The following is a 25,207-nucleotide window of genomic DNA, read 5'->3' as shown; positions in this document are numbered from 1 at the left end:
ATCCAAACGATCAATATCGAATGTCTTAACTTCTTCCAGTAATAAGGATCACGCTGACGAGGCCGTCGCCTGTCCACGGGTGGCGGCCCGCTGCAATCCGAACGCAATCAGCAAGCCCATCGTGACCGACAGGGAGGCCGCCAGGAAGATCGCCGGATAGCCGAATCCGCTGGAGATGTAGCCGGCGATGGGACCGGTCACGCCCAAGGCGAGATCCAGGAAGGCCGAATAGGCGCCCAGCGCGGCGCCGCGGCTGCCGGCCGGCACGCGCGCCACGGCTTCGACGCCGATGGCCGGAAACACCAGCGCAAAGCCGCTGCCGGTAAGCGCGGCGCCCAGCAGCGCCATGCCTGGGTTGGGCGCCAGCCACAGCAGCAACAGTCCGGCGGCCTCCACCACGAATGACACCTGCGCGACCCGGAAGCCGCCAAAACGGGTGATCGTGCCGGCAAACAGCAGCCGGACGCCGATGAATGCGCCGCCGAACGCGCTGAGCGCATTCGCGGCGCCCTCCCAGGAGGCGCTGGCGTAATACAGCGCAACGAATGCCGCCAACGTGCCAAAACCCACCGACCCCAGGCCCAGCGCCATGCCGTGCGGAAACACCCGCAGCACCACGCTCTTGAAGGCCATCCGGTGGCCGCCCACGATGGCCACGGCAGGACGCACCATGGCCAGACCCAGACCCGCCAGCCCCAGCAGCAGCACTGCACCGCCCAGCGCGCCCATGCTCCAGTACTTTTCAAGCTGCACGCCGAGCGGCGCGCCGAGCGCCAGCGCGCCATAGGTGGCGATGCCATTCCACGAAATGACGCGTGCCGTGTGCAGCGGCCCTACCCGCGCAATGGCCCAGGTGGCCGAACCGGTGCCCACCCAGCTCTCGCCGAAGCCCAGCGCCAGACGGCTCAGGATGATGGCCGCCAGACTCAGCCAGGCGGTGCGCTCGAAGGCATAAGCCAGCAGCAGGAAGACGCCACTGATCGCGCAGGCGGCCATGCCGATGACGACGGTCTGCTTGGGGCCGACCATGTCGGCCATCCGGCCGGCGTGCGAGCGGCTGAGCAAGGTCGCCACGTACTGCACGCTGATCGCCAGGCCCGCCAGCACGGAGCCATAGCCCAGGTTGCCGTGCACGTACCCCGGCAGCACGGCCAGCGGCAGGCCGATGGCCAGATAGCAGATGAAGGTGAAGAAGGCGATGGCTACGATGCGGGCCGTCAGGGTGAACGTGCCGATCTGCGCGCCATCGGGCGCGGCATGCTGAGAGGGAGACATTTGGGGACGAAGGCAGGCCTGGCCGGACAGGCGCCAGGATCGGGGCGGATGATAGCGCAGCGCGGTTTGCGGCCGGCTGAATGCGCGCACCGCGCGCTGGGCCGCAGGCCAGAAGGCACGCGGGCTCAAATGCAGAAGCGGCGCACGAGTCCGTGCGCCGCTTCAGGCGAACCGTCCGGGAATCAGGCCTCGATGCCGCGCGAGGACAGGTAGTCTTCGTAGCCGCCGCGGTAGTCGACGATCTCGCCCGAAGGCAGGATCTCGATCACGCGCGTGGCCAGGCCCGACACGAATTCGCGGTCATGCGACACGAACACCAGCGTGCCTTCGTACTTTTCCAGCGCGAACTGCAGCGATTCGATCGATTCCATGTCCAGGTGGTTGGTCGGCTCGTCGAGCAGCATGACGTTGTGCCGGCCAAGCATCAGGCGTCCGAAGGTCATGCGGTTCTTTTCGCCGCCGGACAGCACCTTGGGCGCCTTGGGCAGGTCGTCCGCCGAGAACAGCAGGCGGCCCAGCACCGAACGGATCGACTGATCGTCGTCGCCCGGCTGGCGGTGGTCGCCCATCCAGTCCAGCAGGTTGATGTCGGTCTGCAGGAACTGGTCGGAAACGTCCTGGGCCATGTAGCCGAGGTCGGCATTGTCCGACCATTTGACCGTGCCCGAATCGGGCTGCAGGTCCTGCGCCAGCAGGCGCAGCAGCGTGGTCTTGCCCACGCCGTTGGCGCCGATGATCGCGATCTTCTCGCCGGCGTCGACCATGGCCGAGAACTTGGTGATGACCGGCGCGTCGTAGGCCTTGGTCAGGTTTTCGACGGTGACGGCCAGGCGGTGCATGACCTTGTTCTGCTCGAAGCGGATGTACGGATTCTGGCGCGACGAGGGCTTGACCACGACCTGGTCGGCCTTGATGCGGTCGATCTGCTTCAGGCGGGACGTAGCCTGGCGCGACTTGGACTTGTTGGCGGCAAAGCGGCGCACGAAGTCCTGCAATTCAGCGACGCGTTCCTTGGCCTTGGCGTTGTTGGCGACCAGGCGCTCGCGGGCCTGGGTGGAAGCCAGCATGTAGTCGTCGTAGTTGCCGGCGTAGATGCGGATTTCACCGTAGTCCACGTCGGCCATGTGCGTGCACACCTGGTTCAGGAAGTGACGATCGTGGCTGATGATGATCATCGTGCTCTGGTAGCCGTTGAGCACGTTTTCCAGCCAGCGGATCGTGTTGATGTCCAGGTTGTTGGTGGGTTCGTCCAGCAGCAGGACGTCGGGGTTCGAGAACAGCGCCTGCGCCAGCAGCACGCGCAGCTTCCAGCCCGGCGCCACTTCGCGCATCGGCAGGTTGTGCTGGTCGACGGCGATTTCCAGGCCCAGCAGCAGTTCGCCTGCGCGGGCTTCGGCGGTGTAGCCGTCGTACTCGGCGAACTTGGCTTCCAGGTCGGCGGCGCGCATGTAGTCGTCTTCGGTCGCCTCCGGATTCGCGTAGATCGCGTCGCGCTCGGACATGGCCTGCCACATTTCGGTGTGGCCCATCATCACCACATCAAGCACGCGCACGTCTTCGAAGGCGAACTGGTCCTGGCGCAGCTTGCCCAGGCGCACGCCCGGCTCAAGCGCGACGTTGCCGCCGGAGGGTTCGAGATCGCCGCCGATGATCTTCATGAACGTAGACTTGCCGGACCCATTGGCCCCGATCAGCCCGTACCGGTTGCCTTCCCCGAACTTGACGCTGACGTTCTCGAAAAGGGGCTTGGGACCGAACTGGATGGTGAGATTGGCGGTGGATATCACGGTGTATGTACGTTTGAAGGCGCCCGAAGGCGCATGCGGGAAAACCTGCTAGTGTAGCAAACTCGATGCGGCCCCTATTTGGGACTTCGATCGCAACCGACGCCGGCCGCCGGATCGCGCTTTAGTGATGGTGTTCGTCCAGCACCAGGTGCGCCAGGCCCTTCTCGGTGGCGATCCCGACCTTCTGGCCGATCGGCAGGGTGGCTTTGGTATCGACATGGCCGTACGGCAGGCCGGTAATCACCGGCACCTTGACCGTCCTGCGCAGCCAGGCCACGACCTCGTGCAGATCGTACCCGTTGTCGTGCGGGGCCAGCTTGTAATCCGTAAAACGTCCCAGCACGATCGCCTTCTGGCGCGCCAGGATGCCGGCCTGCCACAGCTGGATCAGCATGCGCTCGACCCGGTACGGATGCTCGGCCACGTCTTCAAGGAACAGGATGCCGCCGCGGATCTTCGGCATGTAGGGCGTGCCCAGCAGCGATGTCAGCATGGCCAGGTTGCCGCCCCACAGGATGCCGCGCGCGTCCACCGGGTCGGCGTCCTGTGTTTCGAAGCTGAGGATCTCAAGTTCGCCGCGCATCACCTCGCCGAACAGCGCCTCGGTCAGGTCGTCAACCTTCTTGCCGCCAAAGTCCCGAACCGCGGTGGCGCCGGTATAGCTGACGGCGCCGGTCTGCGCCAGAAGGCCCAGGTTGAAGGCGGTGAAATCGCTCATGCCGACGAAACGCTTGCCGCTGTCGGCCATTGCCTTCCAGTCGATGGCATGCAGCAGCCGGCCCAGGCCGTAACCGCCGCGGGTCACCATGACGATCGGCAGCTTCTGCTTGGCCGCGCGGGTCAGGCTGGCCAGACGCTGCGCATCCGTGCCCGCGAACCGCTGGTGTTCGGCCAGCGCCGTGCGGTCCAGCGCCGTCTTGAAGCCCTGCTGCGCCAGCCTTTCGCGCGCCAGCGTCACGGTGGCGGGATCGCGCACGGCGGACGACGGGGAAATCAGGTAGATGCCGCGGGCGTCCGGCTGCGGGCCGTGATGGTGGCCGTGGTCGTGATCGTGGCCGCATGCGTCGCCGCAGTCCGGGCCGTGATCGTGCGGATGATCGTGGGCCGCGGGGACATCGGCCTTTGCGCGGCGCGCCTTGGTGGCGGGCTTGGCGGCAGGCTTGGCGGCTTTGGGGGTACTCATGCGATGGATTCCTTGGCGCGGCGTTCGCGGAAGAACCGGCGCAGCAGATCGCCGCAGGGTTCGGCCAGCACGCCGCCGGTGACTGAAGTGTGATGATTGAGCTTGGGCACGGACCCGACGTCCAGCACGCTGCCGCAGGCGCCGGTCTTGGGATCGTAGGCGCCGAACACGACACGGGCCAGGCGCGCGTGCAGCATGGCGCCGATGCACATGACGCAGGGCTCGAGCGTGACGTAGACGGTGATGCCGGGCAGCCGGTAGTTTTCAAGCTGACGCGCGGCGCCGCGCAAGGCGACGATCTCGGCGTGCGCGGTCGGGTCGTGGTCGATGATGGTGCGGTTGTAGCCGCGCCCCAGGATGTCGCCCTGGGCGGAGACGACCAGCGCGCCCACCGGCACCTCGCCGATGTCGTAGGCCGCCTGGGCCTGTTCCAGCGCCAGGGTCATGAATCGGGCGTCTTGCTCGGTCCAGGGCGGGACCACCGCGGGCGCGGCCAGCACGGCCGGGTCAGCCACGGTACACCCGCGACTTCAGCGCAATGCGGCCGGCCAGGCTGGTGACGGCCTCTTCGAGCCACTGATAGAGCTCGGCCTGCTCGTCGTAGCGGGCCTGATTCAAGTTGGACACGCGCCCTTCCTCGATGAAGCCCCAGGCGCGGCTGCGCTTGTCGCGGTGCTTGGGGTCCCAGACCCCGAAAGCGAAGCCGCCCGCGCGGCGGATCAGCGAAAAGCACGGGATGTCCGTGTAGCCATCGCCCACGAAGACCATCTGGTCGAACGGGATGCGCAGCCGGTCCTCGGGAATCTTGCGGTTGACCTCGAACGGCTTGTTGCGGAAATCGCGGCCGATGATGCCCTTCTGAATGTGGAAAAGGTAGCGGGTCTTGTCGGTGAAGCTGACGACGCGCCGCGGGAACGCGATGCCGCCATCGTCGCCATAGACGAATTCCGAGGCCCAGATCTCGGTGAATTCATGCGCAATGGGCGTGGCGCGCACCACGTCGCCGATGCCGCTGGAAATCAGGTAGAACTCAAGCTGCACCTGCGGATGCTCGGCGCGCACCGCCGCGCGCAGCCGCTGGAACAGCGTCGATACGCCGTCGTGCAGATCGAGGCGCGCGCCCCAGTCCTTCAGGCGCTGCTGCGTGATGAGCCCGTGCCGTCCCTGGCGGGACAGTTCGATCATCTTGTAGAGATAGGCGGGGACGGGATCCCAGTCCTGCTGGAACAGCAAGGGATCGACCTCTTCCTTCCAGAACGAGGCCGTGTCCACGCCGATGCTGTCCAGAAAGCCGGACGTACTGTCCGAAGCCAGCGTGTCGTCGAAGTCGAAAATCAGGGCGATGACGTCGGACATGAATATGCGTGAGAAGAGGCGACAGCCGCCATTTTGCCTGATTGCGGCGGCGGCTGCCCCCTCACGCCATGCCCGATATGACGCCGGCGACTTACTGGCGGATCGGCGCGCTCATGGTTCCCGTGCCCGGCGCGGGGGCCATGCCGGGGGCCGGCGCCATGCCCGGAGCGGGAGCCATTCCAGGTGCGGGTGCCATGCCAGGGGCCGGGGCCATCCCCGGTGCGGTGCCGGCGGGCACTTGAATCACGGTTTCGCGCAGCACGCCGCCGCCTTGGACGCTACCGCGCACATTGCTGGGCGAGGTCATCTGGGTGACGCAACTCTGGCGCTGGGCTTCCGGCAGGCGGCTGCAGCGGGCCAGCATGTTCTGCTGAAGTTGTTCAGGGCTGTCGTCCCGCAGATTCTGGCGGTTACGCTCCTGGCGCGCCGCGCCGGCTTCACGCAGGCAGGTGTCCAGCGGTTGGCCGGTCGTGCCGCTCTTGCAAGCCGCGACGTCTTGCTGGTAGCGCGACTGCGACGAGTCGGCGTTGCCGGATTGCGCGTGCGCGGCGCCGGCGGCAAGCATCAGACCGGTCGTGCACAGCATGGCGGCGAGGCGCTTCGTAGGCAGGGAAACAGAAGTCATGGTCAGCTCCTTTAGAAGAGATTGAACCCGGGCGGCTCGGTCTTGCGCCGTGTCGCCCACTGACATCACTATCCCATGACCTGGCGATGGGGGACATAACCAGCGACGTGAATTCGTAAGGTTACGTTTCAACGCCAATCGGGGTCGCCCCCCCTAATTCAGCGCGCGTCTTTGTCCGCTTCGGCCTTGGTGAGGCGGTTGCGATAGGTCGCGGCGCGCATCAGCAGCATGGCCGTGACGGGCGAGGACACAATCAACAGCAACGTGATGATGACCTCGTGAAACACGGGCCGCGCCGACAGCGCCGAGAAGACGAGAATGGAAGACGCCAGCACGCAGGCGCAGCCCATCGTGTTGCCCAGCGTGGGCGCATGGATGCGCGACTGGAACGTGCGAAAGCGCAGCAGGCCGGCCGAACCGGTCACCGCCAGCAGCCCCCCCAGCACCAGCAGGATGCAGGCCGGAATGCCGGCCCACAGCGGGATATCGACGTCCATCATGGCTCGATGACCTCGCCGCGCAGGAGAAAGCGCGCCATTGCAGTGGAGCCCACGAAACCGAACAGCGCGATCAGCAGCGCAATGTCGAAGTACACGGACGTGCCGGACCGGATGCCGAACACCAGCATCGTCAGCATGCCGTTGATGTACAGCGTGTCCAGGGCCAGGACGCGGTCCTGGGCGGTGGGGCCGCGCAACAGGCGGATGGTGGCAAACACCATGCCCAGCGCAAAGCAGAGCAAGGCAAAGGATGCCGCCCAATACAGTACGGAATTCATTCGAACATCTCCATCAACGGGCGCTCATAGCGCTGCTGCACCAGCTCGATCCACTCGTCTTCGTTCTGCAGGTCGAGCACGTGCAGTTTCAGGCTGTGGTCCTCGGTCAGGTCCACCCAGACGGTGCCGGGCGTATAGGTGACGATGCAGGCCAGCATCGCCAGACCATGCGGATCGCGCATGGTGAGCGGGATCAGGATGAACCCGGGTGAGAATTCGTTGCGGCGCGGATTCAGGATCAGCCGCGCCACCGCGATGTTGGACTTGATGATGTCCAGCGTCACGCGCAGGAAAAGCGGTATCACTTTCCAGAGACGGCGCGGGCGCGCCCGCAGCGGACGCAGGCGCGAGGCGGCCCACGTGAACCACAGCGCCAGCGCGATGCCCAGCGCGATCTGCCCCGCGGACAGGCTTTCGTTGAGCACCAGCCAGAGGACAAACAGCAGCGTGGGCAGGATCAGGAAGTAAAGACGGCGCATCAGCTTCCTCCCTTGACGCCGCGCACGGTCTGCGCGGACATGACGGCGTCGATGTAGGACGCGGGCCGGTCAAGCGAACGGGCCGCGTCGTCCAGGTAGGCGGACACTGGGCCGGCGCCCGCGGCCAGGGCCACGCAAAGCAACACCAGCGCCGCGACCGGACCCGCCTCGATCACGCGAAGGCGCGGCGTGCTGCGGTCGTCGCTGGCCCAGAAAATACGGATGCCGGTGCGGCCCAGGCCGATCAGGCCAGCCAGGCCCGACACCAGCACGGCCGCCACAAGAATCCAGGCGTCCATGGGCGGCGCCGATTCGGTGGCCGCCGAGACGGCCGCCGACAACAGCGAGAACTTCGCGACAAAGCCGGACAGCGGCGGCAAGCCGGTCACCAGCAAGGCGCACGAAATGAAGGCCAAGCCCAGGAACGCCATCGCGGCGGGGATCGCCACACCGACCACGTCGTCCGATCGGTTCACAGAGGTCGGATCATCCAGATCGAAGGCGTCGAGCGTAACCGCGAGCACGTTCGCGCCGAAGCTGCGGGTGCGTTCGATCAGCTCGGCCAAGAGGAAAAACGCGCCCGTCGTCAGCACCGAACTGATCAGGTAGAACAGCGCGGGACCGGTGAGCGTGACGCCCGGCATGCCCAGCGCGGTCAGCAGCGTGCCGGCCGACACGATGACGCAGTAGCCGACCATTTTTTCCAGTTGCTGGGTGGCCAACAGCCCCAGGGCGCCGAACAGCAGCGTGGCCAGTCCGGCGGCGAACATCCAGTCCAGGCTGAAGGCGGCGGGCGCGCCCGTGGGCAACAGCAGCGAGCCGATGCGCAGCAAGGCGTAGATGCCGACCTTGGTCATGATGGAGAACATGGCCGCGATGGGTGCGCCAGCCGACCCATAGCCCTTGACCAGCCAGAAGTTGAGCGGCCAGGCCCCCGCCTTCACGAGGAACGCCACGCCCAGGATGGCGGCGCCCGCTTCGAACAGCATGCGCTCGGCGCCCGTCAGATTGCCCGCGCGCAAGGCCAGGTCGGCCATGTTGAGCGTGCCCGTCACGCCGTAAATCAGCGCAATGCTGATGAGCAGCAGGAACGAAGCCACGAGATTCACGGCGATGTACTGCAGGCCGGCGCTGACGCGCGCCACGCCGGACCCATGCAGCAGCAAGCCGTACGACGCGGCCAGCAGCACCTCGAAGAACACGAACAGGTTGAACAGGTCGCCGGTCAGGAAGGCGCCATTCAGGCCCATCAGCAGGAACTGGAAGAGCGAGTGGAAATGCACGCCCGCGCGGTCCCACCGCGCCAGCGCGTAGACCAGTGTGGCCAGCCCCAGCACCGCCGTCAGCGTCAGCATGACTGCGGCCAGGCGGTCGACCACCAGCACGATGCCGAACGGCGCCGGCCAATCGCCCACGAGGTAGGCCCCTACCCCGTTTTCCCAGACGCCGGGTACGCCCCCGCCAGCCACGAACAACAGGGAAATCGCGGCCGCCAATTGGGCAAGCGTCGACAGAAGCGCGATGCCGCCGCGCGCATAGCGGTTGGTGTCGGCGAGCAGCAGCATCGCCGCGCCCGCGACCAGCGGAATGATGATGGGCAGAACCGGAAGATGTTGAAGCCAGAAACTCAAGATTGGGACTCCCGTCCATCAACGTGGTCGGTACCCGTAAGGCCCCGTGAGGCGAGCAGCACAACCAGGAACAGCGCGGTGGTGGCAAATCCGATGACGATGGCGGTCAGCACCAGCGCCTGCGGCAGCGGATCCGCATACCAGGAAGGATCATGCGCCATGGCGGGATCCACCACAGGCGGCTTGCCCGAGGTGAGCCGGCCCATGCCGAAGATGAAAAGGTTGACCGCATAGGAGACCAGCGACAGGCCCATGATGAACTGGAACGTCCGGGGCCGCAGCAGCAGCCACACGCCCGAGCCCGCCAGCACGCCGATCGCGGCTGCGTATATCAATTCCATCAGGCTTCTCCTGTTTGAGCGGCGGCCGCCTGGAGTTCGGCGGCGGCCTTGCGTTGCGCGCGCAGCGATTGGTGAGCAAGCGCCACCAGCACCAGCACGGTGGATCCCACGACCAGCATGTAGACGCCCAGGTCGAACAGCAGCACGCTGGACACGTGGACATGGCCGATCAACGGCAGCGCGACGTCCCAGGCCAGCGCGGCGAGGAACGGCTTGTAGGCCAGCCACGCGCTCACGGCGGCGATGCCTGCGGACAGCAGCCCGATGCCGATCCAGTTCTGGGGATTCAGGCGGCTGCGGGATTCGACCCAGTACACCCCGCCCACCATGTATTGCAGGATGACGGAGGTGGCGAAGATGAGGCCGCCGACGAAGCCGCCGCCCGGCTGGTTGTGGCCGCGCAAGAGGAAGTACACGGAAATCAGCGCGGCAACCGGCAGCAGCAGGCGCACCAGCACGGCCGGCACCATCATCGAGCCCGCGGGCACCACCGACTTGATGTCGGGCGCGTCGGGGATGCCGCCGTCCTGGTCCATCTGCTGGCGCGGAATGTCCGCGCTCTCGGCGGCCGGGCGGAACCGGCGCAGCAGCGCGTAGACGGTCAGCGCCACGATGCCCAACACGGTGATTTCGCCAAACGTATCGAAACCGCGGAAGTCCACGAGGATCACGTTGACCACATTGGTGCCGCCACCGTCGGGCAGCGCCCGGTCCACGAAGTAGGACGAAATGGGATTGGTCTGGGGCCGCGCCAGCACCGAATAGGCCAGCGCCGACATGCCCGTACCGGCCGCCACCGCCAGCAGCAGGTCGCGCAAGCGGCGCCCGCGCGCCATCAGCGTGGCCTTCAGGCTTTCTTCGTCGTCCTGCACGATGCGCCGCGGCAGCCAGCGCAGACCCAGGAGCAGCAGCACCAGCGTCACGACTTCGACGGACAACTGGGTCAGGGCCAGATCGGGCGCCGAGAACCAGACAAAGGTCAGGCAAGTGATCAGCCCTGCCCCGCCGGCCAGCGCCAGCGAGGCCAGGCGGTGGTACTTGGCCTGGAACGCGGCGGCCAGCGCGCACGTGCCGCCTACGACCCACAGCAATGCGAACACCGGGTCGACGGGCGTCAGGCGCACGGCGCCGTCCAGCCAGCCGCCCGCGCGCAGCGGCAGCCACGCAACGAACAGCGTGCCGACCACGATCAGCACCATCTGCACCTGCAGGCGCGTGGACGACACCCAGCGCAAGAGCCACGCGGCGGCAACGCTGGAACCGTCCAGCAGCGCCTCGAACGTGCGGCGGCCGTCCAGGCGGTAGATGAACGGCACGCGGCCCGGATTGGCGCGCTGATGGGCACGCAGGGCCAGGTACAGCAGCACGCCCGCCGTGGTGGCGACCAGGCTCATGGCGAGCGGCAGATTGAAGCCATGCCAGACGGCCAGGCTGTAGTCGGGCATGTTCTCGCCCAGGATGCTTTGCGCCGCGGTGGCCAGGAACGGACCCACGGTCAGGCTGGGGACGATGCCGACCAGCAGGCACATGAGGACCAGCAGCGCGCTGGGCAGCAGCATCCAGCGCGGCGGTTCGTGCGGTTCGCGCGGCAGGTCGGTGGCCGGCGGGCCGAAGAACACCTGCAGGATGAAGCGCAGCGAGTACGCCACGCTGAACGCGCCGGCAATCGTGGCCAAGAGCGGCAGGCCAAGCTGCACGTAGCGGTCGGCGCTGACGAAGGTGGTCTCGGCAAAGAACATTTCCTTGGACAGGAAGCCGTTCAGCAGCGGCACGCCCGCCATCGAGGCGGCGGCCACCATCGCCAGCGTGGCGGTGATGGGCATCGCCTTGTACAGGCCGGACAGCCTGCCCAGGTCGCGGGTGCCGGTTTCGTGGTCGACCACGCCTGCCGCCATGAAGAGCGACGCCTTGAACGTGGCGTGGTTGATCATGTGGAAAATGGCCGCCACCAGCGCCAGGGTGCTGTTCAGGCCCAGCAGCAGCGTGATGAGGCCCAGGTGGCTGATCGTGGAATAGGCCAGCACCCCTTTCATGTCCTGCTGGAAAATGGCTGCGTAAGCGCCCAGCACCAGGGTGATGAGCCCAAGGCCGCCGATGATCCAGAACCATTCGTCCGTGCCCGACAGCACGGGCCAGAAGCGCGCCAGCAGGAAGACCCCCGCCTTCACCATCGTTGCCGAATGCAGGTAGGCCGACACCGGGGTGGGCGCGGCCATGGCGTTGGGCAGCCAGAAATGGAACGGGAACTGCGCGCTCTTGGTCAGCGCGCCCAGCGCAACCAGCACCAGCACGGCCGGATACCAGGGGTCGGCCCGGACCAGGTCGCCCGACGCCAGGACGCGGTCCATGTCGTAGCTGCCGACGATGTGGCCCAGGATCAGCACCCCGGCCAGCAGACAGAGCCCGCCCGCCCCGGTGACCGTCAGCGCCATGCGGGCGCCCCGGCGCGCGTCCAGGCGGTGGTGCCAGTAGGCGATCAGCATGAAGGACGCCAGGCTGGTCATTTCCCAGAACAGCACAAGCTGGATCAGGTTGCCCGAGAGCACCACGCCCAGCATGGCGGCCATGAAGGCTTGAAAGAAGGAGAAGAAACGCGGCACCGGGTCTTCGGGCGACATGTAATAGCGCGCATACAGCACCACCAGCGCGCCCATGCCCGAGACGATCAGCGCAAACAGCCAGGCGTAGCCGTCCATGCGCAGGGTGAATTGCAGTCCGAGGGCGGGCGCCCACGGAATGTCGGCCCTGATGACGCCGCCGTTGGCGACGTCGGGATACAGGGTCGCGATCAGAACCACGCAGACGAGGGCGATGAGGCCAGCCAGCCACGCCTCGGCGTTGCGGGCGTTGGAAGGCAGCAGCGCGGCGCACAGGCTGCCGGCGAACGGCAGAGCGAGGATCAGGATCAGCGACATGGCGTTCCGAAAATGTCCGGGCCCCCTCCCGCCAGCGCAAGGCAGCGAGAGACGAAACAGACCGGGGATTGAAAAACGGACGGAACCCTGGCCCGGTGCGTCGCTGCACTACACGTTGCCCCGTGGGGACATCAACCAACGCCAATTGAACGGCGCAGACAGAAACAAACGCAATAGCTTTCTTGCAAGACCGGGCAAGAATCTCATCCGAAAAATATCAGATTCTTGTAAGTTATGCAGAGATTTATGTGAGTACTCAGCTAATGACAGCATGATGACTGCGCAGCGTTTGCGCACTGAAAGCGTATCGAAAGGCGTTCAACTGGCTGTCAGACACACTTTTTCCTGTAACTTCCGCCATCTTCGCGGAAATGGAAAACGTCTGAAAATTTTTGCCTTTCATCATGACAGGGTCAATCCCAAGTTGACCGTGGGGACATACCTGTGTGGAATTGCGGCCACGAGGCGTTGGCTTGCCGGCACCCCCGGCAATGCGCGCTTCACCGAAGCCGGTCCAAGAAGCCGGCCGGCTCGGAACAACAATATGGAGAAGACTCTTGAACGTGTTGTCACATGCCAAAGCCGCCCTGGCCCTTGCCATCGCTGGCGTCTGCTTGACCTCCGCCGCTCAGGCCGCCGATCCCTACCCCAATAAACCCATCCGGCTGATCGTTCCGTTCGCAGCGGGCGGCACCACCGATATCGTGGCCCGCGTGGTGGCTGAAGGCCTGGGCCGTGAGCTCGGCCAGCCCGTGGTCGTTGAAAACCGGGGCGGCGGTGGCGGCTCCATCGGCGCCGACGCCGTGGTGCGCGCCGCGCCCGACGGCTACACGCTGGGCGTGGCCACGGTGAGCACCATGGCCACCAATCCGGCCACCAATCCCAAGAACCCGTACAACCCGCTCAAGGACTTTGCGCCGATCACCAACATGGTGAATGTGCCCAACGTCATGACGGTCAACCCCAGCGTGCCCGCCAAGACGCTGGCTGAATTCATCACCCTGCTCAAGAACAACCCCGGCAAGTACAGTTATGCCTCGTCGGGCGCGGGCGGCATCAGCCACCTGGACGGCGAACTGTTCAAGTCGCTGACCAAGACCGATATGGTCCACGTGCCCTACCGCGGATCGGGCCCGGCGCTGAACGACGTCATCGCCGGCCAGGTCAATGTGCAGTTCGACAACCTGCCCTCCTCGATGCCGCACATCCAGGCGGGCAAGCTGCGCGCGCTGGCTGTGGCGGCGCCCAAGCGCCTGCCCGCCCTGCCCGACGTGCCGACGTTCGCCGAAGGCGGCCTGCCCGACATGGACAACATGGCGTGGTACGGCCTGGTGGCGCCCGCCGGCACGCCGCAAGCGGTGATCGACCGCGTCCACGCCGCAGCGGTCAAGGCGCTGAAGGATCCGAAGATCGCCCAGCGCCTGGCCGACGGCGGCTCGCTGGTGGACGGCAACACGCCGGCCGAATACGCCGCGCAGATCAAGCGCGAACTTGAACTGCGCCAGCGCATCGCCAAGGACCGCAACATCGTCCTGACGAACTGATACCCCAGTTCGACATGAAGGGCGCCAACGCCGGTTGGCGCCCTTTTTCGCCTCCTGCGCCGCTTGACGGCAATTGCCCGGGTGGTAGCATCTGCCCCGTGCAATCCGATATATCCTCCCTTCCCTGCGTCACCTGCGCCCTCTGCGCCCTGCGCTCAACGCTGTTGAGTTCGCAGGAGGTCGCCGCGCGTTCCGCTTACGCGCGGTCCAAGCCCGGCTAATCGCCCGCCCTTCCCCTTTCTGATTTCCTTGCTCCGGCCCGTTGCCGGCTGCCTGCGCACATCCACGCGCGCCGCAGCCTGAAACCGGCCGGCGGGCGCACTGCCGCGTGGCGGGCGCCCGTCCCCATTTCGCCTGCGCACGCCTTCACGAGAGCTGGCGCGGCGGCCACGCACCGTCTTCGATTCAGCGCCATGCAACTCACCAAGAAATTCGTCAAAGCCAAGAACCCCTGCGCGGGCGGCTACAAATGGTTCCTTCGCGACCACAACGGCCAGGGGGATTACCAGGCCGTGCTCGACGCGCTCGTCGCCGACGGCCGCGTCGGCGATGCCTGCTGGCTGCTGGATCAGTTCGGCCCGACCGACGCCGTGCTGCGCCTGGACACGCTGGACGCGAACGCCATCGTGTTCGCGGGGACGCTGGAAGTGCGAATGGGCATCAACGTGGACACCGTGGTGCGCGCCGGACGCAGCATTGTCACGGGCGGCGGCATCCGGGCGGGCGAATCGATCGTCGCGGGCGAGAACATCACGGCCGGCGGCAACATCGCCAGCGGCGGCAACCTGCGGGCAGGCGGCGACGTGGCGGCCGACTGGGGCATCGAGACGACCGCCCGCCTGGACTGCGCCGGCAACGTGCGCGCCAAGTGGGACATCTGCGCGGGCCAGGATCTGGCCGTGACCGGCCACCTGCATGCCGGGCAGGACATCAGCGCGCAAGGCGCCATCAAATGCGGGCAAGGCATCAAGGCGGGCGGCAGCGTCCGCGCGGAACAGGAAATCCATGCCGCCTGCGGAATACAGGCAGGCGGATCCATCCAGTGCGCCGATCATCTAGCCTGCGGGTGGGGCATGATCGCCGGCGAGGACATCCGCGCGGAAGGCGCCATCCGGGCGGGCGAAGGCGTGCACGCGGCGGGCATCATCGCGGCCGGCCCGGGACACGGCGTCTATGCCGGCCTGAGCGTGCGGCTGGACGCGTGGGACCTGTGCGCGCGGGTCGTGGCGCAGACGCGGCCTGCTCAGCTCGTGAGCGGTCATTGGGCGGGGCCGGACGGCGCGCTTGACGCGCCCCCGACGGACGCCACACCGCCGTGGAGCGGCTGGATGGACGTCGGCGCGGCAAACGGCACGGTCCCGGGCGGCGGCCCCCGCGCCTGAAAGCCGTGCCAGCGTCTGCCGAGGGCGCTATCGCTGCTGCTGCCCCTGATCGTTTCCCGACGCCGGAAGGCGCAGGACGAGCATCAGCCCCGTCAGGATCGCGGCCATGCCCGCCAGGCTGAGCGCCGGCAGGCGATTGCCCAGGATCACGTAATCCAGCGCGGCCGTGCCCACCGGCACCAGGTAGAACAAGCTGGTCACGTTGACGAGATTGCCCGCCTGGATCATGCGGTAAAAAAGCAGTGTGGCGCCCACCGAGATCACAAGGCCCATCCAGACCAGCGGCACGATAAAGCCGACGCTCCAGTCGGCATGCAGCGGCTGGAATGGCGCAAACAGCAGGCACAGCACGAGGCTGACCGCGTACTGCAATGGCATCACCGCCATTGGCGCCTGCCGGACGCGCTTTTGCAGCAAGGCGCCGCCCGTCATGCTGGCCAGCGCGGCGCAGGCGTAGGCGATGCCAGCCACGGACAAGCGGGTCAGCGCGATGCTTTGATATACCACCAGCACCAGGCCGGCCAGCGCCAGGCAAAGCCCTGCCAGACGCGCCGGGGCATAGCGGCGCTCGGTCAGCGCCAGCGTCAGGATGGGTTGCGCGCCAAGCAACGTGGCCAGCACGCCCGGCGTCACGCCATGATCCAGCGCGAGCAGATAGCAGATGGAGTAACTTCCGATCAGCAGCGCGCCCGTCGCGGCCACCTGAATGCGCGTGCCGGGCTGGGGCAGCCATCGCCGGCCGGGTGCGCAGATCAGGAGCAGCGCCGCCAACGCAAGCAGGAAGCGGCATAACAGAAATCCAAAGGCGGAGGCGTGCGACAGCCCCCATTTTGCGAAGATCGCGCCGCCGCTCCACAGCAGCACGAACAAGGTGGTGGACTCGCGGGCAGTCCACGCGCTTCGGTTGATGGACATGAGAAATCACCTGTCTGAATGGCAACAGACTCCAGCCCGGCGCGCGATGACGCGCGCTCTCGGGCGCGCGCTGCTCAGACGGCAGACGTCATGCGGCTTGCGGCGCGGCGCGAGGGGTCAGGCGGGAGAAGGGAAAGCGGCAGGTCAGTCGACGACGGCCGACACGGGACGGCGCAAAGCCAACCCTGGCGGGCACACGCCCGACACCACACCGCTGGGCGGCGAGGCGGGCGGCGGCGGCGCCGCGTTCTTGACAGGAGAGACTGCCGGCGGAGAACCGGCAGAGAAGAAAGCCGGCACGCGCGCGCAGGCAAGACCGGCGCGGACGGCGCGGGCAAGCATGGCGAGAGGCGTGTGATCAGGCATCGGAGCAGCCTACCGGCCGCGGGCCGAAGCGTCAAGCATCGGCGTGGGCGCTATCCGATCCGACGCTGCTCCACGCCCATGTCCCGCCATGCCTCGCCGTGGCAGGTGAACATGAGGATCTGGTGCCGCGTGGCGGCGTCAAAGAGCGCCCGTTTCATGAAGTCGCGACGCGCGTCGTCGGTGTGCACCAGCGCATCGTCCAGCAGCAGCAGCGTGGGCCGGCCGGCCTCGCGCAGCAGATCCGCGTAGGCAAAGCGCGCCAGGATGCCAAGTTGCTCGCGCGTGCCAAAGCTGAGCGCCTCCAGCAGATCCTCGCCGTCGCCGCGGCGCAGCGCCGTGGGCAGCAGCGCATCGTCCAGTCGCAGCGCGGCGTCGGGAAAGAGCAGCGCCAGATAGTGGTTGAGGCGCCGGGCGAGCGGCGCCTGCAGGCGCTGCGTGGCCGCGGCGCGTTTGTCGGCCAGCAGCTTTTGCAGCAGGTCCAGCGCGGCGGCACGCCGCGCGAACTCGTCGCGGCGCCGTTGCAGGCGCTCGCAGGCCGCCTGCATTTCGGACAGGCGTTCGCCCAGCCCCTGCGCCCCGGCCTGATCCAGCTTGCCCTGCAGCTGCAGGATGTCGCCGTGGCGCTTGTGCTGCGCATCGCGTTCGATGGCGGCGGATTTCTCGAACCGCTGCACGTCCTGCTCGGCCAGTTCGGGCCGGTGTTCGGCCAGCGCGGCCCGGGCCTCGCGCACACGGGCGTCGAGCTGGTCGTGGGCGCTGCGCACTTCAGCGAGCCGGCCGGCGCGCGCCTGCCGTTGGGCCACGCGTTCAGCGGACTGCAATTCGGCGCCCCGCGCAGCCGCCTGCCCTTCCAGCAACTGGGCGCGGGCCGTGTCGGCGTCCAGCGCGCGCTGCGCATCGGCAACCGCCTTTTCCGCCTGGGCCGCCACCGCTTCGGCTTCGCGCAGGGCCTGGAGGGCGTCCGGCAGACCGTCGTCGTCTGCGTCCGCGACATCACCGGGCACACCATCGTTCAGGTCCTGCGCGGGGGGCAGTTTGGACAGCCGTTCCTGCAACTGGGCGAGACGCGCCAGCGCTTCGTCGCGCTGCGTGCGCAGCGCATCCACGCCGCGCGGCGCATGAATGCCCAGGGTTTTGCGCATGCCGTCCAGCTCGCGCTGCAACGCGGTGTAGCGGGCGTGGCGTTGCTCGGCGTCAGTCAGGGTGTCGACGCCCGCCCGCTTGAGCAACGCGGCACATGCCGACTCCGCGCGCGCCAGGTCGCGCTGCAGGGCCGGCAGATCCTGCCCGCCGGGTTCGATCTGCAGGCGGCCGACGCCGGGCAGGTCGAGTTCGGCCGCGGCCGTCAGCAGGACCTCGCCCGAGCCGCTGACCGCCTTGCCATCGAGCAAGGCTTGCGCGCCGGCATCGAGCCGGTAGCGCAGGCGCGTGGCCACGGCCTGTTGCTGCAATTGCAGATTGCCCAGTTCGCGGCTGGCCTTGCGCAGGGCTTCGATTTCGGCGTCGGAGATCTCCAGGCGCACGGCCTCGGTCTTGAGCGCGGATCCTTGTTCGATGAGGTGGGTGACCGCGATCAGGGCGGTGTCCAGGCGTTCGATCTCGGGCGTGAGTTGCGCCAGCTGGCGGTCCAGATCCCGGCGGTCGGCTTGCGCCTGAAGCTGCGCCACGCGACGGCGCGCGGCCTCCAGGGCGGCCGCATGCGATTGCCGCTGCTGCTGGGCGCGCACGAGCGGCTCCTGCAGTGCCTGCACATGCGCGTGCGCGGCGCGCGCATCGCGCAGCAGCGACTGGTAGTCGGCGTCGTCCTGCTGATCGCGCCGGACCTGATCCTGCAGCAACGCAAGTGTCTGCGCTGCCTGCGCCTGCTCGCGTTGCAAGCCGTCGAAGGCTTCGCGTTCCTTGGCCAGCGCGGCCAGCCGTGCGCGGGCCTGCACGGCCTTGGTCTCGAAATCCTTCCAGGGCTGCTCGGCCTGCGCGCGTTCGTGATCCCGCCGCAACTCGGCCAGGCGGTCGACGTCGGCGTTCAGTTGCGCCATGGCCTGCGCGCACGCGTCGCGCTCGGACGTGGCGCGCGCAAGCGCGTCTTCGGCTTCCTTGTAGCTGCCCTTGGGCCGGCCGTTGCGCGCGTCCAGCAACGCGGCGCGCTCAGCCGAGACGCGGTCGAACAGGCGATCGCCGTCGCTGGAGGCCAGCTCGCCGGAGAGCTGCGTCAAGGCATCGCGCAGATGCGAGCCGGCGTAGCCCGCCGCTTCGTGCAGGTTCTGGCCGTCGCCCTGGCGTATCCAGAGCAGGCCCGGCACGCCGGCCAGGTCGGGTTTGCTCTGGCCGCGTCCGGGGAGTTCAAAGCCCAGCAAGACCGCCAGCGCGTTTTCGGCCTCTTCGCCGTCCAGCCGCTGCGCGCCGTCGTCGACGACGAGTTCGCAGCGGGCCTTGGACAGGAACTGTTTTTTCAGGACATACGAGTGATCCGCGTGCGTGAAGGCCAGCTCCACGCTGGGGCGCGCGCCCGACTCGCCGTGCGGCGCCAGGTCGGCAACCTTGCTGGTGCTGTAGCGTTCAAGGAACGCGGCACGGATGGCGGCGGCGATCGTGCTCTTGCCGGCCTCGTTGGGACCGACAAAGAGGTTCAGGCCGTCCTGCAGATTGTCCAGCGACAACGGCTGACGGAACTTGCGGAATTCTTCGAGAGCGATGCGGGAGATCTTCATTTGGCGGCTCCCGGCGCAGCGGTTTCACGCTGGAAGCGCAGCAGCAGGCGCAAGGCCTCGCTGGCCACGGCGGACGGGTCCTCTTCGGCATTCGTTGCCTGGGCTGCCTGCAGCGCCTGCAGTTGCGCGGCGACCTCGCCCACATAGCCGCTGGCGCGCAATTGCGCCAGGTCGGCCTCGTCGGGTTCGAGCCGCACGCCCGACAGATCCGGCAGCAAGGCCCGCACCTGCGCGGCGGCTTCTCCCACCGCCTGTTGCAGCGCGTCCCAGGTTTCAAGGTTGACGTGGCCCTGCACATCCAGGCGCAACACATCATCGGCGCGCAGCGCTGCCATGCGCTCGGCCAGCGCCTGCGCGTCCGACGAGAGGCTGAGCGTCTCGGTCCAGGCCGACCAGCGGTACCGGCCCGTGGCGATGCGTTCAACCACGGGCGCCATGCCCGGCGCGCCGATCTGCACGTCAAGCACGTAGCCGGGCTCGTTGCCCCGGAAGCGGTCCTGTTCGGGCGTGCCGGCATACCAGGTGCGGGCGTCGATGGACAGGCAGCCGTGCCAATCCCCCAGCGCCAGGTAATCCAGACTGGCGCGGTCCGCGCGATCGGGCGCGATGGGATTGGTGGCGTCGATCGTGTCGGGCAGGCGGCCGGCAACGCTGCCGTGCGCCAGGCCCACGCGGATGCGCCCGGCTGGCGTTTCCAGCGTGTCGAAGGCCTGCGTGACGTCGTCGTAGGTATGGCGCTGCGTGAGCGGGGCCGCAAGCACGGCGAGGCTGGCTTGCGGCAGATCGACGACGCCGGTGACAAGCGGGACATGCACGTGGGCGGGAATGCAGCCCAGCTGCATGGCGCGGCTCCAGACGCTGTCGGCCAGCGCGGCATCGTGGTTGCCGGCGATCATGACCCAGGGCCCGGTGTAGGCAGACATGGCGGCAAAAAGCCGGCGGATGGTGCGATCCGACACCGCTTGGGTGTCGAAGACGTCTCCGGCGACCAGCACGGCGTCCACGCGGCGCTCGGCGGCCAGGGTGGCGATGCGGGCCACGACCTCGAAGCGGGCCTCGGCCAGCATGGCGGCATCGTCGGTTTCAAACTGGCCGTACTGACGGCCGATCTGCCAGTCGGCAGTGTGCAGGAAATGGGTCATGCGGCGATTTTGGCATAAAGCGACGGGCCTTCCGGGCCCTCGCCGTGCTCAATTCAGCACACACAAAAAGACGCGGGCCGCATCGAAGCGGCCCGTCGGGGGGTGCGCCGGCAACGGCGCGGTGGGCGGATCAGGCGCCCTTGCCGTTCAGCACCAGTTCCTGACGGGAAGCGGCGCGCCGGTCATAGCGCGACAGGCCAAGCCCGTCGGTGCTGATCGCGGGACGCTGGCCCATGACGAGGTCGGCGACCAGCTTGCCGGAACCGCAAGCCATGGTCCAACCCAGGGTGCCGTGGCCCGTGTTCAGATAGAGGTTGCCGTAGCGCGTGGCGCCGACAACCGGCGTGCTGTCCGGCGTCATGGGACGCAGGCCCGTCCAGAATTCGGCCTGGGCGACGTGACCGCTACCCGGGAACAGGTCGTTGACGACCAGTTCCAGCGTCTTGCGGCGGGCGTCCTTCAGGCGCAGGTCGAAGCCCGACAGTTCCGCCATGCCGCCCACGCGGATCCGCTGGTCAAAGCGCGTGACGGCGACCTTGTAGGTTTCGTCCAGAACGGTGGACACCGGCGCGGCGGCCTCGTCCTTCATGGGGATGGTCAGCGAATAGCCCTTGACCGGATACACCGGCAGGTCCAGTCCCAGGGGTTCCAGGAAACCGCGGGTGTAGCTGCCGAAGGCCGCCACGTAGCGGTCGGCCGTCAGGACCTCGTTGCCCACGCGCACGCCGGTGATCTGGCCGCCGGCCGTGTTCAACCCCGTGACGCTTTGGCCAAAGCGGAAATCCACGCCCAGTTCGGCCGCCAGGTCGGCCAGCCGGCGGGTGAAGAGCTGACAGTCGCCGGTTTCGTCGTTGGGCAGGCGCAGACCGCCGGAAAGCTTGTGGGCGGAATTGGCCAGCGCGGGTTCGGCGGTCACGAGGCGGTGACGGTCCAGGAGTTCGTAGGGGACACCCACCTCTTCGAGCACGGCGATGTCGCGGCGCGCGGCCTCCATCTGGGCATCGGTGCGAAACAGCTGCAGCGTGCCCCGGGCGCGTTCTTCATAGTGGATGCCGGTGGAAGCGCGCAGTTCGCGCAGGCAGTCGCGGCTGTACTCGGACAGGCGCAGCATGCGTTCCTTGTTGACGGCATAGCGGTCGGCCGAGCAGTTGGCCAGCATGGCGGCCATCCATTTCAGCTGGTACAGGCTGCCGTCCAGGCGGATCGCCAAGGGCGCGTGCTTTTGAAACAGCCATTTGATCGCCTTGAGCGGAATGCCGGGTGCCGCCCACGGGGTGGAATAGCCGGGCGAGACCTGCCCGGCATTGGCGTAGCTGGTTTCCTGCGCAGCCGCGGGCTGGCGGTCCAGCACGGTCACTTTGGCGCCCTGCCGGGCCAGGTAATAGGCAGTGGTGGTGCCGATGACGCCGCTGCCAAGGACGATCACATGCATGATTCTTTCCGATAGTTGGTTTTGTCTGGGAATTTCGGTAGTCTATGACCCCTCCGGCAGTGAAAAACACTGAAGATTTTGCTTTACCAGTGCTTTTTCTCGGGCCACCCCGTTTTTTTGATCCGCAAAAGTGAAATGCGCGACCTCGACCGAATCGACCTCAAAATCCTCGATATCCTGCAGCGCGAAGGCCGCATTTCGGTCACCGAATTGGCAGAGCGCGTCAGCCTGTCGGCCACTCCCTGCTCCGACCGCGTCAAGCGCATGGAGCGCGAGGGTGTCATCACGGGTTACCATGCGCGCGTCAATCCGGCGGCGCTGGGCAAGAACCTGCTCGTCTTCCTGGAAATCAAGCTGTCGGCCAAATCGGGCGACGTCTTCGACAAGGTCAAGAAAGAGTTGCTGTACGTCCCGGAAGTCATGGAGTGCCACCTGGTGTCGGGCGACTTCGACTATCTGGTCAAGGCCCGCCTGACCGAAATGAACGAGTACCGCCGTCTTTTGGGCGAAATCCTCAAGCGCCTGCCCGCCTCCGCCGAATCGCACAGCTACATCGTGATGGAGGAAATCAAGGAGACGCTCTTTCTGCCGGTGGACCGTTAGGGCCTGTTCACACTAAAAGATGGGATGCGCCCTGCCCCGGCCACCTGCGGCCGGCGGGTTGTTACCGAAAAAACCGTTGGCGGCTGCTATGCTGCGGCCCTCCCGGCGAACCAATGCGTTCGTCCGACCCTATTTTTGCTCTTGCCTATGACCCGTCTTTATAAATACTTCTTTCGCGGCCTGATCACCGTCCTGCCGCTGGCGCTGACGATCTACCTGCTGTATCTCTTTCTGGCCTGGACGGAAGGCGTGGCGCTGACCTTCCTGCGTCCCTTCATCGGCGGCTTCTACGTGCCGGGCATGGGTCTGGCGCTGGGGATCCTGGGCATCCTGGCCATCGGCTATCTCGTGTCCAAGCAGCGCGTGCAGCGCGTTTTGACGCTGGTCGAGATGCCGTTTACCAACCTGCCGGTGGTCAAGAGCATCTATTCGTCGCTCAAGAGCTTTGCCGACTACTTTTCGCCCAGTTCCAAGAACACCGCCCAGCAGGTCGTTGTCCTGCGCATCCCGGGCCAGCAACTGGAATTGGTGGGCCTGGTAACCCGCCGCGGCACGGACGGCCTGCCCGAAGGGTTCACCCAGGGCGACCGCGTCGCGGTCTACCTGCCGATGGGCTACATGATCGGCGGCTACACCGTCTTCGTGCCGCAGGAATGGGTGCAGCCCATCCAGATGTCGGTCGAGGAAGCCATGCGCTCGTCGCTGATCGCCTGGATGGCGCGCGCCGAAACCGGCAACAACCGCCCCGTGCCTCCCGCCGGCCCGCAGGCGCCCGTTGAAGCGCCCGCGGAAGCCCCCGCCGCTGCCCCGGCTGCCGCTTCGCCAGCCAACCCCGCCGCCCCGGCCAATCCCGGCACCCCCGGCAACGGCCCGGCCTGACCCCGCCGTTTCGAAAGCCCCACCATGTCCATCATCGAATTCACGCTCGCCGAAGGCAGCCCCTATATCGAGATCAACCAGCTGCTGAAGGCGACCGGCCTGTGCGACAGCGGCGGCGCCGGCAAGATGCTGGTGGCGGACGGCCAGGTCAGCGTCGGCGGCGTGGTCGAAACACGCAAGACGGCCAAGATCCGCGATGGCCAGATCGTGACCTGCGGCGGTGTGCGCATCGTGGTCCGTGCCTTTGCCGGCCAGCATGACGACGCGGGCGAAAGCGCCTGATTTCCTGTTGATCCCCATTCGCCGCGAGCCCTCATGAAACTCAAGATGTCCCAGAACTCCATTTTTGCCGTGCTGCTGCGCTCGCCGTGGTGGATGAGCGCCGGCGTGGCCGTGCTGCTCATCGCCGGCGGCTTTGCCGCGCTGCCGCTGGAGTATGCCGCGATGGGCGTCTTTGCCGCGGTGCCGTTCGCCGTGATTTCCCTGATGGCGGCCTACAAGCAACTGCGCGCCCCGTCCGGCGCGCGCGTGCAGGCGGTCACCGAAGCGGTGGCCGCGATGTCGTGGGCCGACTTTTCACGGACCGTTGAAGCCGGGTTCCGGCGCGACGGCTGCGAGGTCGAGCGCCTGCAGACGCCCGGCGCCGATTTCGCGCTGGGCAAGGACGGCCACGTGGCGATCGTCAGCGCCAAACGCTGGAAGGCCGCCCGGAACGGCGTGGAGCCGCTGCGCGAACTGCAGGCCGTGCGCGAAAAGCGCGGCGCCCGCGAAGCCATCTACATCGCGCTGGGCGACGTATCCGACAACGCGCTGCAATACGCGAAGGCGCAGGGCGTCTCCCTGATGACGGCGCCGGAACTGTCCAAGCTGCTGCGCGACCTGAAAGTCTGAAAGTCTGAAAGCCGCCGGGCGCGGCCTACACCACCATGACCGACGTGGCCGCCACGACGCGCCACGCGCCCGACGCAGAATCGGGCGTCCAGGTCCGCATGAAACGGAACGTGCCGTTGGCCGGCACGCCGTTGTAGCTGCCCGAGATGCGGGCCAGCACCGACACCACCGCGCAATCGGTCCGCGGCAGGATGCACTGCTCGGACAGATCCAACGCATGAATCTTGAGCAGTCCGCCGCGGTGGGCGTCCAGGTCGTCTTCGCGCGTGACCGTCCAGCCCATGTGATTGACGAACAGCAGATCCGGGTCCAGCAGCGCCTCGAGCGCGGCGATGTCCGAGGACAGCATGGCTTGGCGCAGCCGTTCCTCGGCGGCCTGAATTGCGGCGGTGATCGAAGCGTGCATGGCGTGGGTTCCGGGCTGATCTTGGGATGACAACACGCCCGCATTCTATTCGGTCATCAGGCGTCTTGCCTTGTTGCCATTGCCGTACGCGCGCCCCGCGCGCATGCGCTTTAATTCACCTGCCGCCTGTTTGCGGCGCAACCCCGTCTGTGATTTCCGAGATGACTTATCGCCTCCTTGCCGACCTTGTGCTGGTCATCCATGGACTGTTCGTCGCGTTCGTGGTCTTTGGCGGCCTCTTGGCGTTGTGGAGACCGCGCATGGCGTTCTGGCATCTGCCGGCGCTGGCCTGGGGCGCGCTGGTGATCGGCATGGGCTGGATCTGCCCGCTGACGCCGCTGGAGGTGTCGCTGCGCGAGCGGGCCGGCCAGGAAGGCTACGCGGGCGGCTTCATCGAACACTACATCCTGGGCATCATCTACCCCGAAGGCATCACCCGCCCCACGCAGATGCTGCTGGCGGCGCTGCTCATCGTGGGCAACCTTGTCATCTACACCGTGTGGGCGCGGCGCCGGGCCGGCGCGCGCCACGGGGCCGCGGCGGCCCACAAGTAGCGCACGCCGCCGCGC

At 67.1% G+C, this 25,207-nt stretch carries 24 protein-coding genes; 7 read left to right on the top strand and 17 right to left on the bottom strand.

The genetic code is table 11. The features are described 5' to 3' along the window. Nucleotides 1-48 precede the first annotated feature (48 nt). The 12 genes from H4P35_RS12240 to H4P35_RS12185 all read right to left on the bottom strand — a co-directional run bounded on the left by H4P35_RS12240 (nt 49) and on the right by H4P35_RS12185 (nt 12,370). Nucleotides 49-1,275 (bottom strand): MFS transporter, encoded by a 1,227-nt coding sequence (locus tag H4P35_RS12240; protein WP_226849215.1) that lies wholly within the window; start codon nt 1,273-1,275, stop codon nt 49-51. Nucleotides 1,276-1,457: 182 nt separating this feature from the next. Then, a complete protein-coding gene (locus H4P35_RS12235; protein ID WP_056318719.1) occupies nt 1,458-3,062 on the bottom strand; it encodes an ABC-F family ATPase in 1,605 nt (534 codons plus the stop codon). A gap of 121 nt (nt 3,063-3,183) precedes the next feature. Continuing rightward, a complete protein-coding gene (locus tag H4P35_RS12230; RefSeq protein ID WP_226849213.1) occupies nt 3,184-4,245 on the bottom strand; it encodes an LD-carboxypeptidase in 1,062 nt (353 codons plus the stop codon). Beyond that, nucleotides 4,242-4,691, bottom strand: a complete 450-nt coding sequence (gene tadA, locus H4P35_RS12225; protein ID WP_062841205.1) for a tRNA adenosine(34) deaminase TadA — start codon at nt 4,689-4,691, stop codon at nt 4,242-4,244. Before tadA ends, H4P35_RS12230 begins: the two co-directional genes overlap by 4 nt. Nucleotides 4,692-4,752: 61 nt before the next feature. Then, nucleotides 4,753-5,601: an HAD family hydrolase gene (locus tag H4P35_RS12220; protein WP_056317330.1), complete on the bottom strand. Its 849-nt coding sequence runs from the start codon at nt 5,599-5,601 to the stop codon at nt 4,753-4,755. 91 nt (nt 5,602-5,692) lie between these two features. Beyond that, complete coding sequence (locus H4P35_RS12215; RefSeq protein WP_152384333.1) at nt 5,693-6,226, bottom strand: hypothetical protein; 534 nt, start codon at nt 6,224-6,226, stop codon at nt 5,693-5,695. Nucleotides 6,227-6,384: 158 nt separating this feature from the next. Beyond that, nucleotides 6,385-6,726, bottom strand: coding sequence for a monovalent cation/H(+) antiporter subunit G (mnhG, locus tag H4P35_RS12210; protein WP_056317327.1), 342 nt, complete (start codon nt 6,724-6,726; stop codon nt 6,385-6,387). Beyond that, nucleotides 6,723-7,004, bottom strand: a complete 282-nt coding sequence (locus tag H4P35_RS12205; RefSeq protein ID WP_056317324.1) for a K+/H+ antiporter subunit F — start codon at nt 7,002-7,004, stop codon at nt 6,723-6,725. Before H4P35_RS12205 ends, mnhG begins: the two co-directional genes overlap by 4 nt. After that, nucleotides 7,001-7,483 (bottom strand): Na+/H+ antiporter subunit E, encoded by a 483-nt coding sequence (locus H4P35_RS12200; RefSeq protein ID WP_056317320.1) that lies wholly within the window; start codon nt 7,481-7,483, stop codon nt 7,001-7,003. The genes H4P35_RS12205 and H4P35_RS12200 overlap by 4 nt, the downstream gene beginning before the upstream one ends. Further along, on the bottom strand, nt 7,483-9,114 hold the full coding sequence (locus tag H4P35_RS12195; RefSeq protein WP_226849211.1) for a monovalent cation/H+ antiporter subunit D: 1,632 nt from the start codon (nt 9,112-9,114) through the stop codon (nt 7,483-7,485). The genes H4P35_RS12200 and H4P35_RS12195 overlap by 1 nt, the downstream gene beginning before the upstream one ends. Continuing rightward, nucleotides 9,111-9,455 (bottom strand): Na+/H+ antiporter subunit C, encoded by a 345-nt coding sequence (locus H4P35_RS12190; RefSeq protein WP_056317316.1) that lies wholly within the window; start codon nt 9,453-9,455, stop codon nt 9,111-9,113. Before H4P35_RS12190 ends, H4P35_RS12195 begins: the two co-directional genes overlap by 4 nt. Further along, nucleotides 9,455-12,370, bottom strand: coding sequence for a monovalent cation/H+ antiporter subunit A (locus tag H4P35_RS12185; RefSeq protein WP_226849209.1), 2,916 nt, complete (start codon nt 12,368-12,370; stop codon nt 9,455-9,457). The genes H4P35_RS12190 and H4P35_RS12185 overlap by 1 nt, the downstream gene beginning before the upstream one ends. 557 nt (nt 12,371-12,927) lie before the next feature. Between H4P35_RS12185 and H4P35_RS12180 the strand changes: the two genes are divergently transcribed. Beyond that, a complete protein-coding gene (locus H4P35_RS12180; RefSeq protein WP_056317310.1) occupies nt 12,928-13,914 on the top strand; it encodes a tripartite tricarboxylate transporter substrate binding protein in 987 nt (328 codons plus the stop codon). Nucleotides 13,915-14,327: 413 nt separating this feature from the next. Continuing rightward, nucleotides 14,328-15,296, top strand: a complete 969-nt coding sequence (locus tag H4P35_RS12175) for a FapA family protein (RefSeq protein ID WP_226849207.1) — start codon at nt 14,328-14,330, stop codon at nt 15,294-15,296. 27 nt (nt 15,297-15,323) lie between these two features. Here H4P35_RS12175 and H4P35_RS12170 read toward each other — a convergent pair whose 3' ends face one another. From H4P35_RS12170 to H4P35_RS12155, 4 genes are all read right to left on the bottom strand, one after another. Further along, on the bottom strand, nt 15,324-16,211 hold the full coding sequence (locus H4P35_RS12170) for a DMT family transporter (protein ID WP_226849205.1): 888 nt from the start codon (nt 16,209-16,211) through the stop codon (nt 15,324-15,326). 416 nt (nt 16,212-16,627) lie between these two features. Continuing rightward, the gene (locus tag H4P35_RS12165) at nt 16,628-19,285 is read right to left on the bottom strand and encodes an AAA family ATPase (RefSeq protein WP_226849203.1); all 2,658 of its coding nucleotides are present in this window, start codon (nt 19,283-19,285) and stop codon (nt 16,628-16,630) included. After that, a complete protein-coding gene (locus H4P35_RS12160) occupies nt 19,282-20,427 on the bottom strand; it encodes a DNA repair exonuclease (RefSeq protein WP_226849201.1) in 1,146 nt (381 codons plus the stop codon). Before H4P35_RS12160 ends, H4P35_RS12165 begins: the two co-directional genes overlap by 4 nt. 130 nt (nt 20,428-20,557) lie before the next feature. After that, the gene (locus H4P35_RS12155; protein ID WP_226849199.1) at nt 20,558-21,859 is read right to left on the bottom strand and encodes a D-amino acid dehydrogenase; all 1,302 of its coding nucleotides are present in this window, start codon (nt 21,857-21,859) and stop codon (nt 20,558-20,560) included. Between the two features lie 135 nt (nt 21,860-21,994). Between H4P35_RS12155 and H4P35_RS12150 the strand changes: the two genes are divergently transcribed. The 4 genes from H4P35_RS12150 to H4P35_RS12135 all read left to right on the top strand — a co-directional run bounded on the left by H4P35_RS12150 (nt 21,995) and on the right by H4P35_RS12135 (nt 24,232). Continuing rightward, nucleotides 21,995-22,462, top strand: a complete 468-nt coding sequence (locus H4P35_RS12150; RefSeq protein WP_056317296.1) for a winged helix-turn-helix transcriptional regulator — start codon at nt 21,995-21,997, stop codon at nt 22,460-22,462. Nucleotides 22,463-22,609: 147 nt separating this feature from the next. Continuing rightward, nucleotides 22,610-23,341 carry a DUF502 domain-containing protein gene (locus H4P35_RS12145; RefSeq protein WP_226849198.1) on the top strand — a complete coding sequence of 244 codons (732 nt, stop codon included), beginning with the start codon at nt 22,610-22,612 and terminating at the stop codon, nt 23,339-23,341. 24 nt (nt 23,342-23,365) lie between these two features. After that, nucleotides 23,366-23,623, top strand: coding sequence for an RNA-binding S4 domain-containing protein (locus H4P35_RS12140; protein WP_226849197.1), 258 nt, complete (start codon nt 23,366-23,368; stop codon nt 23,621-23,623). 33 nt (nt 23,624-23,656) lie between these two features. After that, nucleotides 23,657-24,232, top strand: a complete 576-nt coding sequence (locus tag H4P35_RS12135; RefSeq protein ID WP_226849196.1) for a restriction endonuclease — start codon at nt 23,657-23,659, stop codon at nt 24,230-24,232. Nucleotides 24,233-24,257: 25 nt separating this feature from the next. Here the strand turns inward: H4P35_RS12135 and H4P35_RS12130 are convergent, their stop codons facing one another. Further along, nucleotides 24,258-24,638, bottom strand: coding sequence for a nuclear transport factor 2 family protein (locus H4P35_RS12130; RefSeq protein ID WP_152384322.1), 381 nt, complete (start codon nt 24,636-24,638; stop codon nt 24,258-24,260). A gap of 161 nt (nt 24,639-24,799) precedes the next feature. Here H4P35_RS12130 and H4P35_RS12125 point away from each other — a divergent pair, with 161 nt between their 5' ends. Beyond that, nucleotides 24,800-25,192 (top strand): DUF2784 domain-containing protein, encoded by a 393-nt coding sequence (locus tag H4P35_RS12125; protein WP_226849195.1) that lies wholly within the window; start codon nt 24,800-24,802, stop codon nt 25,190-25,192. The last annotated feature ends 15 nt before the right edge of the window (nt 25,193-25,207 follow it).

Origin of the sequence: Achromobacter sp. 77 (genome assembly GCF_020541125.1) — a bacterium.
Lineage (GTDB): Bacteria > Pseudomonadota > Gammaproteobacteria > Burkholderiales > Burkholderiaceae_B > Achromobacter > Achromobacter mucicolens.
Note: the sequence above shows the minus strand (reverse complement) of the source record. Positions and strands in the feature narration are given on the sequence as shown.

What these genes read in the sequence shown, in the direction of transcription:
- H4P35_RS12240 (WP_226849215.1), bottom strand. Translation starts at nt 1,275, where the DNA reads ATGTCTCCCTCTCAGCATGCCGCGCCCGATGGCGCGCAGATCGGCACG.
- H4P35_RS12230 (WP_226849213.1), bottom strand. Translation starts at nt 4,245, where the DNA reads ATGAGTACCCCCAAAGCCGCCAAGCCTGCCGCCAAGCCCGCCACCAAG.
- tadA (WP_062841205.1), bottom strand. Translation starts at nt 4,691, where the DNA reads ATGACCCTGGCGCTGGAACAGGCCCAGGCGGCCTACGACATCGGCGAG.
- H4P35_RS12220 (WP_056317330.1), bottom strand. Translation starts at nt 5,601, where the DNA reads ATGTCCGACGTCATCGCCCTGATTTTCGACTTCGACGACACGCTGGCT.
- H4P35_RS12215 (WP_152384333.1), bottom strand. Translation starts at nt 6,226, where the DNA reads ATGACTTCTGTTTCCCTGCCTACGAAGCGCCTCGCCGCCATGCTGTGC.
- mnhG (WP_056317327.1), bottom strand. Translation starts at nt 6,726, where the DNA reads ATGATGGACGTCGATATCCCGCTGTGGGCCGGCATTCCGGCCTGCATC.
- H4P35_RS12205 (WP_056317324.1), bottom strand. Translation starts at nt 7,004, where the DNA reads ATGAATTCCGTACTGTATTGGGCGGCATCCTTTGCCTTGCTCTGCTTT.
- H4P35_RS12200 (WP_056317320.1), bottom strand. Translation starts at nt 7,483, where the DNA reads ATGCGCCGTCTTTACTTCCTGATCCTGCCCACGCTGCTGTTTGTCCTC.
- H4P35_RS12190 (WP_056317316.1), bottom strand. Translation starts at nt 9,455, where the DNA reads ATGGAATTGATATACGCAGCCGCGATCGGCGTGCTGGCGGGCTCGGGC.
- H4P35_RS12185 (WP_226849209.1), bottom strand. Translation starts at nt 12,370, where the DNA reads ATGTCGCTGATCCTGATCCTCGCTCTGCCGTTCGCCGGCAGCCTGTGC.
- H4P35_RS12175 (WP_226849207.1), top strand. Translation starts at nt 14,328, where the DNA reads ATGCAACTCACCAAGAAATTCGTCAAAGCCAAGAACCCCTGCGCGGGC.
- H4P35_RS12170 (WP_226849205.1), bottom strand. Translation starts at nt 16,211, where the DNA reads ATGTCCATCAACCGAAGCGCGTGGACTGCCCGCGAGTCCACCACCTTG.
- H4P35_RS12165 (WP_226849203.1), bottom strand. Translation starts at nt 19,285, where the DNA reads ATGAAGATCTCCCGCATCGCTCTCGAAGAATTCCGCAAGTTCCGTCAG.
- H4P35_RS12160 (WP_226849201.1), bottom strand. Translation starts at nt 20,427, where the DNA reads ATGACCCATTTCCTGCACACTGCCGACTGGCAGATCGGCCGTCAGTAC.
- H4P35_RS12155 (WP_226849199.1), bottom strand. Translation starts at nt 21,859, where the DNA reads ATGCATGTGATCGTCCTTGGCAGCGGCGTCATCGGCACCACCACTGCC.
- H4P35_RS12150 (WP_056317296.1), top strand. Translation starts at nt 21,995, where the DNA reads ATGCGCGACCTCGACCGAATCGACCTCAAAATCCTCGATATCCTGCAG.
- H4P35_RS12145 (WP_226849198.1), top strand. Translation starts at nt 22,610, where the DNA reads ATGACCCGTCTTTATAAATACTTCTTTCGCGGCCTGATCACCGTCCTG.
- H4P35_RS12140 (WP_226849197.1), top strand. Translation starts at nt 23,366, where the DNA reads ATGTCCATCATCGAATTCACGCTCGCCGAAGGCAGCCCCTATATCGAG.
- H4P35_RS12135 (WP_226849196.1), top strand. Translation starts at nt 23,657, where the DNA reads ATGAAACTCAAGATGTCCCAGAACTCCATTTTTGCCGTGCTGCTGCGC.
- H4P35_RS12130 (WP_152384322.1), bottom strand. Translation starts at nt 24,638, where the DNA reads ATGCACGCTTCGATCACCGCCGCAATTCAGGCCGCCGAGGAACGGCTG.
- H4P35_RS12125 (WP_226849195.1), top strand. Translation starts at nt 24,800, where the DNA reads ATGACTTATCGCCTCCTTGCCGACCTTGTGCTGGTCATCCATGGACTG.